The organism is Aureimonas sp. AU4 (genome assembly GCF_001463765.1).
In the GTDB taxonomy this organism is placed as follows: Bacteria; Pseudomonadota; Alphaproteobacteria; order Rhizobiales; family Rhizobiaceae; genus Aureimonas.
The window spans coordinates 1-12,094 of the sequence record NZ_BBWK01000062.1 but is presented as its reverse complement, the minus strand read 5'-3'; the positions used below and the strand labels follow the sequence as shown (position 1 = coordinate 12,094).

At 64.4% G+C, this 12,094-nt stretch carries 23 protein-coding genes; all 23 read right to left on the bottom strand.

Translation table 11 applies throughout. The annotated features are described in order from the left end of the window. Positions 1–85 precede the first annotated feature (85 nt). Complete coding sequence (locus AUL35_RS16580; RefSeq protein WP_062016729.1) at positions 86–679, bottom strand: adenylate kinase; 594 nt, start codon at positions 677–679, stop codon at positions 86–88. Then, on the bottom strand, positions 676–2,019 hold the full coding sequence (secY, locus tag AUL35_RS16575; protein ID WP_062016727.1) for a preprotein translocase subunit SecY: 1,344 nt from the start codon (positions 2,017–2,019) through the stop codon (positions 676–678). Before secY ends, AUL35_RS16580 begins: the two co-directional genes overlap by 4 nt. Positions 2,020–2,256: 237 nt before the next feature. Next, the gene (gene rplO, locus AUL35_RS16570) at positions 2,257–2,736 is read right to left on the bottom strand and encodes a 50S ribosomal protein L15 (protein ID WP_062016726.1); all 480 of its coding nucleotides are present in this window, start codon (positions 2,734–2,736) and stop codon (positions 2,257–2,259) included. A gap of 16 nt (positions 2,737–2,752) precedes the next feature. Beyond that, entirely contained in the window at positions 2,753–2,956 is a 204-nt protein-coding gene (rpmD, locus tag AUL35_RS16565; RefSeq protein WP_062016724.1) for a 50S ribosomal protein L30, read from the bottom strand. Between the two features lie 76 nt (positions 2,957–3,032). Then, a complete protein-coding gene (rpsE, locus tag AUL35_RS16560; RefSeq protein ID WP_062016722.1) occupies positions 3,033–3,584 on the bottom strand; it encodes a 30S ribosomal protein S5 in 552 nt (183 codons plus the stop codon). Between the two features lie 160 nt (positions 3,585–3,744). Beyond that, positions 3,745–4,107, bottom strand: a complete 363-nt coding sequence (gene rplR / locus AUL35_RS16555) for a 50S ribosomal protein L18 (protein ID WP_062016720.1) — start codon at positions 4,105–4,107, stop codon at positions 3,745–3,747. Positions 4,108–4,118: 11 nt separating this feature from the next. Continuing rightward, on the bottom strand, positions 4,119–4,652 hold the full coding sequence (rplF, locus tag AUL35_RS16550) for a 50S ribosomal protein L6 (protein WP_062016718.1): 534 nt from the start codon (positions 4,650–4,652) through the stop codon (positions 4,119–4,121). A 39-nt stretch (positions 4,653–4,691) separates the two neighbouring features. Continuing rightward, entirely contained in the window at positions 4,692–5,090 is a 399-nt protein-coding gene (gene rpsH, locus AUL35_RS16545) for a 30S ribosomal protein S8 (RefSeq protein WP_062016716.1), read from the bottom strand. Between the two features lie 12 nt (positions 5,091–5,102). Beyond that, positions 5,103–5,408 (bottom strand): 30S ribosomal protein S14, encoded by a 306-nt coding sequence (gene rpsN, locus AUL35_RS16540; RefSeq protein WP_062016715.1) that lies wholly within the window; start codon positions 5,406–5,408, stop codon positions 5,103–5,105. Positions 5,409–5,429: 21 nt separating this feature from the next. Further along, a complete protein-coding gene (gene rplE / locus AUL35_RS16535; RefSeq protein ID WP_062016713.1) occupies positions 5,430–5,990 on the bottom strand; it encodes a 50S ribosomal protein L5 in 561 nt (186 codons plus the stop codon). Continuing rightward, a complete protein-coding gene (gene rplX / locus AUL35_RS16530; RefSeq protein WP_062016711.1) occupies positions 5,983–6,306 on the bottom strand; it encodes a 50S ribosomal protein L24 in 324 nt (107 codons plus the stop codon). The genes rplE and rplX overlap by 8 nt, the downstream gene beginning before the upstream one ends. A 12-nt stretch (positions 6,307–6,318) precedes the next feature. After that, a complete protein-coding gene (rplN, locus tag AUL35_RS16525) occupies positions 6,319–6,687 on the bottom strand; it encodes a 50S ribosomal protein L14 (RefSeq protein ID WP_055885514.1) in 369 nt (122 codons plus the stop codon). 68 nt (positions 6,688–6,755) lie between these two features. Further along, complete coding sequence (gene rpsQ / locus AUL35_RS16520; RefSeq protein WP_062016709.1) at positions 6,756–7,001, bottom strand: 30S ribosomal protein S17; 246 nt, start codon at positions 6,999–7,001, stop codon at positions 6,756–6,758. 15 nt (positions 7,002–7,016) lie between these two features. Next, positions 7,017–7,217, bottom strand: coding sequence for a 50S ribosomal protein L29 (gene rpmC, locus AUL35_RS16515; RefSeq protein WP_062016707.1), 201 nt, complete (start codon positions 7,215–7,217; stop codon positions 7,017–7,019). Positions 7,218–7,229: 12 nt separating this feature from the next. Further along, positions 7,230–7,643: a 50S ribosomal protein L16 gene (gene rplP / locus AUL35_RS16510; RefSeq protein ID WP_062016705.1), complete on the bottom strand. Its 414-nt coding sequence runs from the start codon at positions 7,641–7,643 to the stop codon at positions 7,230–7,232. 25 nt (positions 7,644–7,668) lie between these two features. Then, positions 7,669–8,391 carry a 30S ribosomal protein S3 gene (gene rpsC / locus AUL35_RS16505; protein WP_062016703.1) on the bottom strand — a complete coding sequence of 241 codons (723 nt, stop codon included), beginning with the start codon at positions 8,389–8,391 and terminating at the stop codon, positions 7,669–7,671. After that, complete coding sequence (rplV, locus tag AUL35_RS16500) at positions 8,391–8,777, bottom strand: 50S ribosomal protein L22 (RefSeq protein ID WP_062016701.1); 387 nt, start codon at positions 8,775–8,777, stop codon at positions 8,391–8,393. The genes rpsC and rplV overlap by 1 nt, the downstream gene beginning before the upstream one ends. A 2-nt stretch (positions 8,778–8,779) precedes the next feature. Next, positions 8,780–9,058 (bottom strand): 30S ribosomal protein S19, encoded by a 279-nt coding sequence (gene rpsS / locus AUL35_RS16495; RefSeq protein ID WP_061936381.1) that lies wholly within the window; start codon positions 9,056–9,058, stop codon positions 8,780–8,782. Positions 9,059–9,069: 11 nt separating this feature from the next. Beyond that, entirely contained in the window at positions 9,070–9,906 is an 837-nt protein-coding gene (rplB, locus tag AUL35_RS16490) for a 50S ribosomal protein L2 (protein ID WP_062016699.1), read from the bottom strand. A 26-nt stretch (positions 9,907–9,932) separates the two neighbouring features. After that, positions 9,933–10,226, bottom strand: coding sequence for a 50S ribosomal protein L23 (locus tag AUL35_RS16485; protein ID WP_062016697.1), 294 nt, complete (start codon positions 10,224–10,226; stop codon positions 9,933–9,935). Then, a complete protein-coding gene (gene rplD / locus AUL35_RS16480; protein ID WP_062016695.1) occupies positions 10,223–10,843 on the bottom strand; it encodes a 50S ribosomal protein L4 in 621 nt (206 codons plus the stop codon). Before rplD ends, AUL35_RS16485 begins: the two co-directional genes overlap by 4 nt. Continuing rightward, a complete protein-coding gene (gene rplC, locus AUL35_RS16475; protein WP_062016693.1) occupies positions 10,843–11,553 on the bottom strand; it encodes a 50S ribosomal protein L3 in 711 nt (236 codons plus the stop codon). The genes rplD and rplC overlap by 1 nt, the downstream gene beginning before the upstream one ends. A gap of 65 nt (positions 11,554–11,618) precedes the next feature. Beyond that, a complete protein-coding gene (gene rpsJ / locus AUL35_RS16470) occupies positions 11,619–11,927 on the bottom strand; it encodes a 30S ribosomal protein S10 (RefSeq protein ID WP_006205468.1) in 309 nt (102 codons plus the stop codon). Between the last annotated feature and the right edge of the window lie 167 nt (positions 11,928–12,094).

Here is a 12,094-nt window from a genome sequence, read left to right as displayed (position 1 = left end):
CCGCCGACACATCCGCCATGACGCGATTAAGCCGCTCCTTATAGGAGTCGGGCCATGGACGTCAATCCCGCGCGACGACGGGCCGTCAGACGCGCGCGGCGACCGGAAGGATCGCCTCGATCTGGCGGGTCACCTCGTCGATCGGAGCCATGCCATCGACGACGTGCGAAAGCCCGCGCTGCCGGTAGTAGGGCACGACCGCCGCCGTGAGTTGCCGGAACTCCTGCAGACGACGCCGGAAGACCTCCGGCGTATCGTCCTTGCGCACCGGCTTGCCGGCCGCCAGCGTTTCGGCCGCCCGCTTCTCGATCCGCGATACGAGCGCGTCCTCGTCGACCTGGAACTCCAGCACCGCGTCGATCTTCAGGCCCTTGCGTGACAGAAGATCATCGAGCGCCTCGGCCTGCGGGACCGTGCGAGGAAAACCGTCGAGAATGAAGCCGCTCCTTGCGTCCGCCTCCTCGATTCGGTCCGCGACGATGCCGATTACGACATCGTCCGGCACCAGCTGCCCCGCATCCATGATGGCCTGCGCGCGACGACCGATCTCGGTTTGGCGGGCCACCGCCTCGCGCAGCATGTCGCCCGTCGAAAGCTGCGGAATGCCGTGCCGCTCGATCAGGCGTTGGGCCTGGGTCCCCTTTCCCGCCCCCGGCGGGCCCAGAAGTATCAGTCTCATCTCACTCCCCGTCTGCCGCCGCGCAGCTTGGCCTTCTTCACGAGGCCCTCGTACTGATGGGCCAGCAGGTGACCCTGAATTTGCGCCACCGTATCCATCGTGACCGAAACCACGATCAGAAGCGAGGTACCACCGAGATAGAATGGGATACCCGCCGCCGAGATCAGGATTTCCGGAAGAAGGCAGATCACGACCAGATAGATCGCGCCGACCACCGTGATGCGCGTCAGCACGTAGTCGATGTAATCGGCCGTCCGCTCGCCGGGACGGATGCCCGGGATGAAGCCGCCGTGCTTCTTGAGGTTGTCGGCCGTATCCTTCGGATTGAAGACGATCGCCGTATAGAAGAAGGCGAAGAATCCGATCATCGCCGCGTAGAGGATCATGTACAGGGGGCGTCCGTGGCCGAGCGACGCGATGATCGACGTCGCCCAACCTGGCAGGCGGCTCGTGTCCGCGAAGTTCGCGACCGTCACCGGCAGAAGCAGAAGCGACGACGCAAAGATCGGCGGAATCACGCCCGCGGTATTGAGCTTCAGCGGCAGGTGCGAGGTATCGCCCTGGAACATGCGGTTCCCAACCTGGCGCTTGGGATACTGGATGAGAAGTTTGCGCTGCGCGCGCTCGAAGAACACGACGCCGGCGATACACGCGATTACGACAACGATCACGAGCAAAATGATGCCCGTGGAAAGGGCTCCCGTGCGTCCGAGCTCGAGCAGCTGCGCGATCGCGGACGGCAGGTTCGCCGCGATGCCGGCAAAGATGATGAGCGAGATGCCGTTGCCGATGCCCCGAGCCGTGATCTGCTCGCCGAGCCACATGAGGAACATCGTGCCGCCGACCAGCGTGATGACGCTGGAAATGATGAAGAACGTGCCGGGATTGGTGACGATGTTGCTCGCCGACTGAAGTCCGGCCGCGATGCCATAGGCCTGCACAGTCGCCAGCAGAACGGTGCCGTAGCGCGTGTACTGATTGATGACCTTACGGCCCTGCTCGCCTTCCTTCTTCAGGGTTTCGAGCGAGGGGATCACGGACGTCATTAGCTGGATAATGATCGACGCCGAGATGTACGGCATGATTCCGAGCGCGAAGATCGCGAGGCGCCCGACGGCACCGCCGGAAAACATATTGAACAGCCCGAGAATGCCCGTCGACTGCTGCTGGAAGGCCTGCGCAAGCGCCTGCGGATCGATACCCGGCATCGGAATGTATGTGCCGAGGCGATAGACCAGCAGCGCACCCAGCGTGAACCAGATGCGCTTCTTGAGGTCCTCGGCCTTGGAGAAGGCTGCGAAGTTGAGGTTCGCGGCGAGTTGTTCCGCTGCCGATGCCATGGTTGAAATCTCTCCGGGTTGCCCCTTGGGCGCGTCGTCATGCGCTGTCCGGATCGGAACATCAGCGCGAGTCAGCGACACGCAACAGGGCTACTCTAGAACGTCCTGCCGGGACTAAACACAAGCAAAATCGCGATCAACCGCAACGGCATCGCGTATCAGGATGGAAGACACGAAAAGGCCGCCCGACCGTTACCGGCGAGCGGCCTACATGCTCAGGCTTGATTGGGAAGCCGATCAGGCCTCATCGGCCGCCGCAGCTGTGGGAACGGTCAGCGAACCGCCCGCCTTCTCGACCTTCTCGATCGCGGCGCGCGAGGCGCCCTCGACCGCGATCGTGAGCTTACGCGACACGTCGCCATCCGAGAGAACGCGGACGCCGTCGCGGGCGCGGCGAACGACACCGGCTGCCTTGAGAGCTGCGGAGTCGATCGTCGTCGACGCGTCGAGCTTGCCCGCAGCGATCGCCTGCTCGATGCGGGCGAGCGAGACGACGTTGTAGTCCTTCGCGAACGTGTTCACGAAGCCGCGCTTCGGCAGGCGACGATACAGCGGCATCTGGCCGCCCTCGAAGCCGTTGATGGCAACGCCGGAACGGGCCTTCTGGCCCTTCACGCCGCGACCACCGGTCTTGCCGGAGCCGGAGCCGATGCCGCGACCCAGGCGCTTGCGCGAGTGCGTCGCGCCTTCCTTGTCGGCGATCTCGTTGAGCTTCATCTTGATGTCTCCCGGCTTACTGGCCGTCGACGACGCGCACGAGGTGGCTGACCTTGCGGATCATGCCACGCACGGCCGGCGTGTCTTCCAGCGTGCGAACGCGGTGCAACTTGTTGAGGCCAAGCCCGACCAGCGTCTGGCGCTGGTCGGCCGGGCGGCGAAGCGGGCTGCCGATCTGCTCGACGGTGACGGTCTTGCCCGTGGGGTTATTGTCGGCCATGGCGCGACTCCTGATCCTCTGGTTCCTACGCGAGGCGAGCGAGCGGGAATGAAACCTCCCTGCCCGGCTGCGAGCCTCAGTCCTCGGCGCCGACCAGGTCGCGGCGGCGCGCCTGAAGGGTCGAGTACTTGATGCCGCGACGAGCCGCGACGTCCTTGGGGTGCATCTGACCCTTCAGAGCGTCGAAGGTGGCGCGCACCATGTTGTAGGGATTGGAGGAGCCGAGCGACTTGGCGACGACGTCGTGCATGCCGACCGCCTCGAAGACCGCGCGCATCGGGCCGCCTGCGATGATGCCGGTACCGGCCTCGGCCGTACGCAGGATCACCTTGCCGGCTCCGTGACGGCCATGGACGTCATGATGCAGCGTGCGGCCGTCGCGCAGCGGCACGAAGATCAGGTCGCGCTTGGCGGCTTCCGTCGCCTTGCGGATCGCCTCCGGCACTTCGCGAGCCTTGCCGTGACCGAAGCCGACGCGACCCTTCAGGTCGCCGACGACCACGAGAGCGGCGAAGCCGAAACGGCGACCACCCTTCACGACCTTCGCGACGCGGTTGATGTGAACGAGCTTGTCGACGAAGCCGTCGTCGCGCTCTTCGCGGTCATTGCGTTCGTTACGAGGCGCCATATCCTGTCCTTGTTTTTTTCCGGTGGCGTCTGGGGACTGCCGCACGTCGCATTGGACGCAGCGGCGCGCTTAAAGCACGAAAGGCGGAGCGGGTGAACCCGCTTCGCCGATGTCGCGCCGATCGACCCGTGAGTTTCCGTCCGAAGACGGACCCGCCGGATCAGAAGTTGAGGCCGCCCTCGCGTGCCGCCTCGGCCACGGCCTTGATGCGGCCGTGGTAGATGAAGGCGCCGCGATCGAAGACGACGTCGGTAACGCCGGCTTCCTTGGCGCGCTCGGCAAGAAGCTTGCCAACCGCCGAAGCCGCCTCGACGTCCGCGCCCGTCTTCAGGCTCGTGCGCAGCGAAGCATCGAGCGTCGAAGCCGCAGCGAGCGTGCGACCCTCGGCGTCGTCGATCACCTGTGCGTAGATGTTCTTCGACGAGCGGTGGACGGACAGGCGCGGGCGCCCGTTGGCGACCGCCTTGAGCGAGCGGCGAACGCGGTTCGCGCGGCGCCGGATGAGATCCTTCTGGGTAGCCATCACCGTCGCCCTTACTTCTTCTTGCCTTCCTTACGGACGATCTTCTCGCCCGCGTACTTCACACCCTTGCCCTTGTAGGGCTCGGGACCGCGATACTCGCGGATCTCGGCAGCCACCTGACCGACCTTCTGCTTGTCGATGCCGGTGATGACGATTTCCGTCGGACGCGGAACCGCGACCTGGATGCCTTCCGGCACCTGATACACGACGTCGTGGCTGAAGCCGAGCGCGAGCTGCAGGTTCTTGCCCTGCATTGCCGCGCGGTAGCCGACGCCGCTGATCTCGAGACGCTTCTCGAAACCATCCTTCACGCCGGACAGGATGTTGACGATCATCGTGCGGCTCATGCCCCACTTCGACCGCGCATCCTTGGAGTCGTCACGAGGATCGACCTTGATCGACCCCTCCTCCATCTTGACCAGGACCTCGTCGTTCACAACGAACGACAGCTCGCCCTTCGGACCCTTCGCGTTGACCGTCTGACCGTCTACCGAGGCGGTCACGCCCGCCGGCACGCTGACCGGCTTCTTACCAATACGAGACATGGGGAACCTGCTTCTGTTCGCTTGAGACCGGATGCCGCGTCAGAAGACGCGGCACAGGATCTCGCCGCCGACGTTCTGCTCGCGCGCGGCATGGTCCGCCATCACGCCCTTCGGCGTGGACAGGACCGAGATGCCAAGGCCGTTGGCGACGTGCGGGATGGTCTTGGCCGAGACGTAGACGCGACGACCTGGCTTGGAGACGCGGCTGATCTCGCGGATCACCGGAGCGCCCTCGTAGTACTTGAGCTCGATCGAGAACTCGGCAGTGCCGTTCTCGAACTTCGTCTCCGTATAGCCGCGGATGTAGCCTTCGTCCTTAAGGACATCGAGCACGCGCGCGCGCAGCTTCGAAGCCGGCGTCGCCACCGTGTTCTTGTTGCGCTGCATCGCGTTGCGGATGCGCGTCAGCATATCGCCGAGAGGATCGGACAGTGCCATGTGCGTGTCTCCTTACCAGCTCGACTTGACGATGCCGGGGATCTGCCCGGAATTGCCGAGATCGCGCAGCGCGATACGGCTCATCTTCAGCTTGCGGTAGTAGGCACGGGGGCGGCCCGTAACCTCGCAACGGTTGCGCACGCGCACCGCCGCCGAGTTGCGTGGAAGCTCAGCGAGCTGGAGCTGGGCGCGGAAGCGCTCCTCCATCGTGGCTTCCTGGTTGGTGGTGACCGCCTTCAGGGCTTCGCGCTTGGCGGCGTACTTCGCCACGAGCTTCTGCCGGCGCTTGTTCTTTTCGATGGCGCTCTTCTTGGCCATATCGGTTCCTTTCGCCTGCCGTTACTGGCGGAACGGGAAGTTCAGCGCCTTGAGCAGAGCTCGCGCCTCTTCGTCCGTCTGTGCCGTCGTACACACGATGATGTCCATGCCCCACATCTGATCAACCTTGTCGTAGTTGATCTCGGGGAACACGATGTGCTCCTTGATGCCCATCGCGAAATTGCCGCGACCATCAAAGCTCTTCGGGTTCAGGCCGCGGAAGTCGCGAACGCGCGGCAGCGCGATCTGGACCAGGCGATCGACGAACTCCCACATGCGGTCCTTGCGAAGGGTCACCTTCGCGCCGATCGGCATGTTCTCACGGACCTTGAAGCCCGCGATCGAGTTGCGCGCACGAGTGATCACAGGCTTCTGGCCAGCGATGCGCGCGAGATCCTCGGCAGCGACGGTCGGCTTCTTGGAGTCGCCAGTCGCTTCGCCGACGCCCATGTTGATGACGACCTTGTCGAGGCGCGGCACCTGCATCTCGTTGGAGTACTTGAACTCCTCGAGAAGCTTGGCACGGATCTCGTTGTTGTAGACCGTCTTGAGACGGGGCGTGTAGGTGGCGGCTTCAGCCATCGATCTGTTCTCCGGAACGCTTGGCGAAGCGCACCTTCTTGGCGTTCTCGCCCTCGCCGACGACCTTGAAGCCGACGCGGGTCGGCTTGCCGTCCTTCGGGTCGGCGACCGAAAGGTTCGAAAGGTGGATCGGAGCCTCCTTGGAGACGATCCCCGCTTCCTGGCTGGCGGTCTGGCGCTGGTGCTTCTTCACCATGTTGACGCCCTGAACCACCGCGCGATCCTCCTTCGGCATGACCTGGAGAACCTTGCCGGCGCGACCCTTGTCCTTGCCGGCGAGCACGACGACGTTGTCGCCTTTCTTGATTTTCTGCATCCGTCCGGCTCCTTACAGCACTTCCGGGGCCAGCGAAATGATCTTCATGTGGTTCCGGCCGCGCAGCTCGCGGGGCACGGGTCCGAAGATACGGGTGCCGACCGGCTCCTTCTTGTTGTCGATCAGCACGGCCGCGTTGCGGTCGAACCGAATCACCGAACCATCGGGCCGGCGGATGTCCTTGGCGGTGCGAACGACCACCGCCTTCATCACGTCGCCCTTCTTCACGCGGCCGCGCGGAATGGCCTCCTTGATCGAGACGACGATGATGTCGCCAACCGAGGCATACTTCCGCTTCGAACCGCCCAGCACCTTGATGCACATGACACGACGTGCGCCGGAATTATCCGCCACATCGAGGTTTGTTTGCATCTGAATCATGTCAGGCCGCCTTCAAATCACGAGCCGCCGGGGGGCGCGATCGTCCGCGCCACGCCCAGCTGATGGTTCTATTGAGCCGCTGCCTGGGCAGCGACGACGATCCAGGTCTTGTCCTTCGAGATCGGCTTGGTCTCCTCGATGGAGACGGTGTCGCCGACCTTGTACTGGTTGGTCTCGTCGTGCGCCTTGTACTTCTTCGACCGACGAACGGTCTTCTTGAAGAGAGGATGCGTGAAGCGACGCTCCACGAGCACGACGACCGTCTTGTCATTCTTATCGGAGACCACGGTCCCCTGCAAAACGCGTTTCGGCATAGTTGTCTCTTACCTTCAGGCCTTGGTTGCCGTCGCCTTCTGGCGGGCGACCGTCTTGATCCGGGCGATGTCGCGGCGGATCTCGCGAACACGCGAGGTGTTCTCGAGCTGGCCGGTGGCACCCTGGAAGCGAAGGTTGAACTGCTCCTTCTTGAGCTTGGTCAGCTCGGCGGTCAGCTCATCCTGCGACTTCGTGGTGAGATCGGAGGCTTTCATCTCTTCGTCTCCTTACTCGGCGATGCGCGCGATGAAGCGCGTGCGGATCGGCAGCTTGGCAGCGCCCAGACGAAGCGCCTCGCGGGCCACGTCCTCGGCCACGCCGTCGATCTCGAACATTATACGACCGGGGGCGACGCGGGCCGCCCAGTACTCGATCGCGCCCTTGCCCTTACCCATTCGGACTTCGGTGGGCTTCGCGGTGACCGGGAGATCCGGGAAGATCCGGATCCACACGCGACCCTGACGCTTCATCTGACGCGTGATCGCGCGGCGAGCCGCCTCGATCTGACGCGCGGTGACGCGCTCGGGCTCCAGGGCCTTCAGACCGAAGGTCCCGTAGCTGAGAACCGCACCGGCCTTGGTCGCTCCGTGAATGCGTCCCTTGAACGCCTTGCGGAACTTGGTGCGCTTTGGCTGCAACATCTCGTTCTACCTCAGTTCCGCCCGCTCACGCGTGCTCGCGCTCACGCTCGCGGCGACGGTTGCCACCGCCCCCCGATGCATCGCCCTCAACCGCGCGGCGCTCAGACGCCATCGGGTCATGCTCCAGGATCTCGCCCTTGAAGATCCACACCTTGACGCCGCAGACGCCGTAAGCGGTGTGGGCCTCGGCCGTACCGTAATCCACGTCCGCGCGCAACGTGTGAAGCGGCACGCGACCCTCGCGATACCATTCCATGCGCGCGATTTCCGCGCCGCCGAGACGTCCACCGCAGTTGATGCGGATACCCTCGGCGCCAAGGCGCATCGCCGACTGGACCGAGCGCTTCATGGCGCGACGGAAGGCGATGCGGCGCTCGAGCTGTTGAGCGATCGACTGAGCGACCAGCGTCGCGTCGGTCTCGGGCTTGCGAACCTCGACGATGTTGATGTGGGTCTCGGCCTTGGTCATCGAGGACAGCTTCTTGCGAAGCTTCTCGATGTCGGCGCCCTTCTTGCCGATCACGATGCCCGGACGAGCCGAATGGATCGTGATGCGGCACTTCTTGTGCGGACGCTCGATGACGATCTTGGAGACCGCCGCCTGCTTCAGCTCGGCCAGGAGGTACTTGCGGATCGCAAGGTCCTCGTGGAGCAGCTGGCCGTATTCACCCGTATTGGCGAACCAGCGCGAGTCCCACGTCCGGTTGATGCCGAGACGAAGGCCGATCGGATTGACTTTCTGACCCATTACGCGGCCTCCTCTTCAGCCTTCTCGCGCACGATGATCGTCAGGTGCGAGAAGGGCTTCTCGACCCGGCTCGCACGTCCGCGACCGCGGGCATGGAAGCGCTTCATGGTGATCGACTTGCCGACGAAGGCCTCGGCGACCACCAGGGCGTCGACGTCCAGGTCGTGGTTGTTCTCGGCGTTGGCGATCGCGCTCTCCAACGTCTTCTTCACCGTCTCGGCGATCCGCTTGCGCGAGAAGGTCAGATCGGCCAGGGCACGATCCACCTTCTTGCCACGGATGAGCTGGGCGACGAGGTTCAGTTTCTGCGGGCTGACGCGGATCGTACGGGCGACTGCTTTCGCCTCGTTGTCCTTCAGCACGCGCTCGGCCTTGGCCTTGCCCATGGTTACTTCCTCTTCGCCTTCTTGTCGGCGCCGTGGCCGTAATAGGTGCGGGTGGGCGAGAACTCGCCGAACTTATGCCCGACCATGTCCTCGTTGACCGAGACCGGGATGTGCTTGTTGCCGTTGTAGACGCCGAAGGTCAGACCGACGAACTGCGGCAGGATCGTGGAGCGGCGGCTCCAGATCTTGATGACCTCGTTGCGACCGCCCGAGCGGACCTTCTCGGCCTTCTTGAGCAGGTAGCCATCAACGAACGGACCCTTCCAGACGGAACGTGTCATGGCGGTTCTCCTTACTTCTTACGCTGATGGCGCGAGCGCGCGATGAACTTGTCGGTCGACTTGTTCTGGCGCGTGCGCTTGCCCTTGGTGGGCTTGCCCCAGGGCGTGACCGGGTGGCGGCCACCCGAAGTGCGGCCTTCACCACCACCGTGCGGGTGGTCGACCGGGTTCATCGCGACACCGCGAACATGCGGGCGACGTCCCAGCCAGACCGAACGGCCGGCCTTGCCGAGGTTGATGTTGCCGTGGTCGGGGTTCGACACGGCACCCACCGTCGCGAGGCACGAGCTCGGCACGAGACGCTGCTCGCCCGAGTTCAGGCGCAGGATCGCCATGCCGGAGTCGCGGCCGACGAGCTGCGCGTAGGCGCCGGCGGAGCGAGCGATCTGACCGCCCTTCATCGGCTTCATCTCCACATTGTGGATGATGGTGCCGACCGGCATCGTCGAAAGCGGCATTGCGTTGCCGGGCTTCACGTCGATGCCCGAAAGGCCCGACACGACCTTATCGCCAGCAGCCAGGCGCTGGGGCGCGAGGATGTAGGCAAGCTCGCCGTCCTCATAGCGGATGAGCGCGATGAAGGCGGTGCGGTTCGGATCGTACTCCAGACGCTCCACGGTACCGACCGCGTCGAACTTGCGACGCTTGAAGTCGATCACGCGATAGGTGCGCTTGTGTCCGCCGCCTTGGTAGCGAGCGGTGATGCGGCCGGTGTTGTTGCGGCCGCCCTTCTGCGTCAGGCCCTCGGTCAACTGCTTGACCGGCTTGCCCTTCCACAGACCCGAGCGGTCGACGAGCACCAGCTGGCGGGTGCTTGGGGTGACCGGATTGAAACTCTTCAGTGCCATGATCTTCTATCCTCGCGGCGCTGCGGTCAGAGGCCGGTGGAGACGTCGATGGACTGGCCCTCGGCCAGCGTCACGATCGCCTTCTTCTGGTCGCTCTGGCGCCCGAGACGCCCCTTGAAGCGCTTGAGCTTACCCTTGCGGATGAGCGTGTTGACGCCCGTCACCTTCACGCCGAAGAGTGCCTCGACCGCCGCCTTGATCTGCGGCTTGGTCGCGGTCTTCGGAACGTTGAAGACAACCTGGTTGTGCTCGGAGACCAGGGTCGACTTCTCAGTGATGACCGGGCTCGTGATGACGTCGTAATGGCGAAGGTCGCTCACTTGAACCGCTCCTCGAGGGCGTCGACCGCCGCCTTCGACAGAACGAGCGTCTGGCGACGGAGGATGTCGTAAACGTTGATGCCCTGAACCGGCAGGACGTCGATGTTCGGGATGTTACGCGCCGAACGGGCGAAGTTCTCGTTCACCTCGGCACCGCCGATGATGAGCGCGTTGGTCAGGCCGAGACCGACGAACTGCGACAGCGTCGCCTTGGTCTTGCCCTCGGCCGAGGTCAGGTCGTCGATCACGAGGATCGCACCGGACTTAGCCTTCGCCGACAGCGCGTGCCGCAGCGCCAGAGCGCGGACCTTCTTGGGAAGGTCATGGGCATGGCTGCGCGAGACCGGACCGTGGGCCTTGCCGCCGCCGCGGAACTGCGGCGCGCGCGCCGAGCCGTGACGGGCACGACCGGTACCCTTCTGCTTGTAGAGCTTGGCGCCAGTGCGCGCGATCTCGGCGCGGCCGAGCGTCTGATGCGTGCCCTGCTGACGCTTGGCCAGCTGGTAGCGTACCATGCGCTGCAGGATGTCATCGCGCGGCTCGAGGCCGAAGATGGCCTCGTTGAGCGTGACCGAACCGGCCTCGCCGCCCGTAAGCGTCTTGATGGTGATGTCCATTACTCGGCTCCCTCGGCGGCGGCGGAGGCGTTGGCCGCCTGGCGCAGGGCGGCAGGCTTCGGCGCGTTGTCGGGAAGCTTCGCCTTCACGGCGTCGCGGATGTAGATCCAGCCACCCTTCGAACCCGGGACCGCGCCGCGGATCAGGATGAGACCCTTCTCGGCGTCCGTGCGGACGACTTCGAGGTTCTGGGTCGTCACGCGGGTCTGGCCCATGTGACCGGCCATCTTCTTGTTCTTGAAGACCTTGCCGGGATCCTGGCGCTGACCGGTCGAACCGTGCGAGCGGTGCGAGACGGAGACGCCGTGCGTAGCGCGCAGACCACCGAAGTTGTGGCGCTTGATGGCGCCCGCGAAACCCTTACCGATCGTCGTGCCGGTGACGTCCACCAACTGGCCGGCCACGAAGTGCTCCGCGGTGATCTCGGCGCCGACGTCGACGAGGTTCTCCTCGGTGACGCGGAACTCGGCGACCTTGCGCTTGGGCTCGACCGAGGCCTGCGCGAACACGCCGCGCATCGGCTTGGTCGTGTTCTTCACCTTGGCAAGGCCGACGCCGAGCTGCAGCGCCGTGTAGCCGTTCTTTTCCTCGGTCCGCTGACCGACGACCTGAAGGTTCTCGATCTTGAGAACCGTGACCGGCACGTGCTCGCCCGCATCGTTGTAGATACGGGTCATGCCGACCTTCTGTGCAATGACACCTGAACGCATATGTCGTTCTTCCTTCAGAGGAACCTTAGGAGCCCCCAAGAGCCCGGTCGGTTCTTGGGCGCTCCTTAGAGCTTGATCTCGACGTCGACGCCAGCGGCGAGGTCGAGCTTCATGAGGGCGTCGACCGTCTGGGGGGTCGGGTCGACGATGTCGAGGAGGCGCTTATGGGTGCGCATCTCGAACTGTTCACGCGACTTCTTGTCGACGTGGGGCGAGCGGTTCACCGTGAACTTCTCGATGCGGGTCGGCAGCGGGATTGGCCCGCGCACGTTCGCGCCGGTCCGCTTCGCCGTGGACACGATCTCGCGCGTGGAAGCGTCGAGCACCCGGTGGTCGAACGCCTTCAGGCGGATGCGGATATTCTGGCCGTTCATTGCGTACGTCCTCTCGTCGGAGATCTACCGGATGGCCGGTGCTTTCCGAGCGCTTGAAACTTGTCTCAGCCGACTCAAAAGGGCCGCTGAGGAAGCGACCCAACCGCCCTCGGCTAGGAGGGCCGAAGCGACACGGCACCAAAAGCGCCGTGCCGTTCCGCCGAATC

What these genes read in the sequence shown, in the direction of transcription:
- AUL35_RS16580 (WP_062016729.1), bottom strand. Translation starts at nt 679, where the DNA reads ATGAGACTGATACTTCTGGGCCCGCCGGGGGCGGGAAAGGGGACCCAG.
- secY (WP_062016727.1), bottom strand. Translation starts at nt 2,019, where the DNA reads ATGGCATCGGCAGCGGAACAACTCGCCGCGAACCTCAACTTCGCAGCC.
- rplO (WP_062016726.1), bottom strand. Translation starts at nt 2,736, where the DNA reads ATGAAGCTCAACGAGATCGCCGACAAGGAAGGCGCGACGCACTCGCGC.
- rpmD (WP_062016724.1), bottom strand. Translation starts at nt 2,956, where the DNA reads ATGGCCGACAATAACCCCACGGGCAAGACCGTCACCGTCGAGCAGATC.
- rpsE (WP_062016722.1), bottom strand. Translation starts at nt 3,584, where the DNA reads ATGGCGCCTCGTAACGAACGCAATGACCGCGAAGAGCGCGACGACGGC.
- rplR (WP_062016720.1), bottom strand. Translation starts at nt 4,107, where the DNA reads ATGGCTACCCAGAAGGATCTCATCCGGCGCCGCGCGAACCGCGTTCGC.
- rplF (WP_062016718.1), bottom strand. Translation starts at nt 4,652, where the DNA reads ATGTCTCGTATTGGTAAGAAGCCGGTCAGCGTGCCGGCGGGCGTGACC.
- rpsH (WP_062016716.1), bottom strand. Translation starts at nt 5,090, where the DNA reads ATGGCACTGTCCGATCCTCTCGGCGATATGCTGACGCGCATCCGCAAC.
- rpsN (WP_062016715.1), bottom strand. Translation starts at nt 5,408, where the DNA reads ATGGCCAAGAAGAGCGCCATCGAAAAGAACAAGCGCCGGCAGAAGCTC.
- rplE (WP_062016713.1), bottom strand. Translation starts at nt 5,990, where the DNA reads ATGGCTGAAGCCGCCACCTACACGCCCCGTCTCAAGACGGTCTACAAC.
- rplX (WP_062016711.1), bottom strand. Translation starts at nt 6,306, where the DNA reads ATGCAGAAAATCAAGAAAGGCGACAACGTCGTCGTGCTCGCCGGCAAG.
- rplN (WP_055885514.1), bottom strand. Translation starts at nt 6,687, where the DNA reads ATGATTCAGATGCAAACAAACCTCGATGTGGCGGATAATTCCGGCGCA.
- rpsQ (WP_062016709.1), bottom strand. Translation starts at nt 7,001, where the DNA reads ATGCCGAAACGCGTTTTGCAGGGGACCGTGGTCTCCGATAAGAATGAC.
- rpmC (WP_062016707.1), bottom strand. Translation starts at nt 7,217, where the DNA reads ATGAAAGCCTCCGATCTCACCACGAAGTCGCAGGATGAGCTGACCGCC.
- rplP (WP_062016705.1), bottom strand. Translation starts at nt 7,643, where the DNA reads ATGTTGCAGCCAAAGCGCACCAAGTTCCGCAAGGCGTTCAAGGGACGC.
- rpsC (WP_062016703.1), bottom strand. Translation starts at nt 8,391, where the DNA reads ATGGGTCAGAAAGTCAATCCGATCGGCCTTCGTCTCGGCATCAACCGG.
- rplV (WP_062016701.1), bottom strand. Translation starts at nt 8,777, where the DNA reads ATGGGCAAGGCCAAGGCCGAGCGCGTGCTGAAGGACAACGAGGCGAAA.
- rpsS (WP_061936381.1), bottom strand. Translation starts at nt 9,058, where the DNA reads ATGACACGTTCCGTCTGGAAGGGTCCGTTCGTTGATGGCTACCTGCTC.
- rplB (WP_062016699.1), bottom strand. Translation starts at nt 9,906, where the DNA reads ATGGCACTGAAGAGTTTCAATCCGGTCACCCCAAGCACCCGCCAGCTG.
- rplD (WP_062016695.1), bottom strand. Translation starts at nt 10,843, where the DNA reads ATGGACATCACCATCAAGACGCTTACGGGCGGCGAGGCCGGTTCGGTC.
- rplC (WP_062016693.1), bottom strand. Translation starts at nt 11,553, where the DNA reads ATGCGTTCAGGTGTCATTGCACAGAAGGTCGGCATGACCCGTATCTAC.
- rpsJ (WP_006205468.1), bottom strand. Translation starts at nt 11,927, where the DNA reads ATGAACGGCCAGAATATCCGCATCCGCCTGAAGGCGTTCGACCACCGG.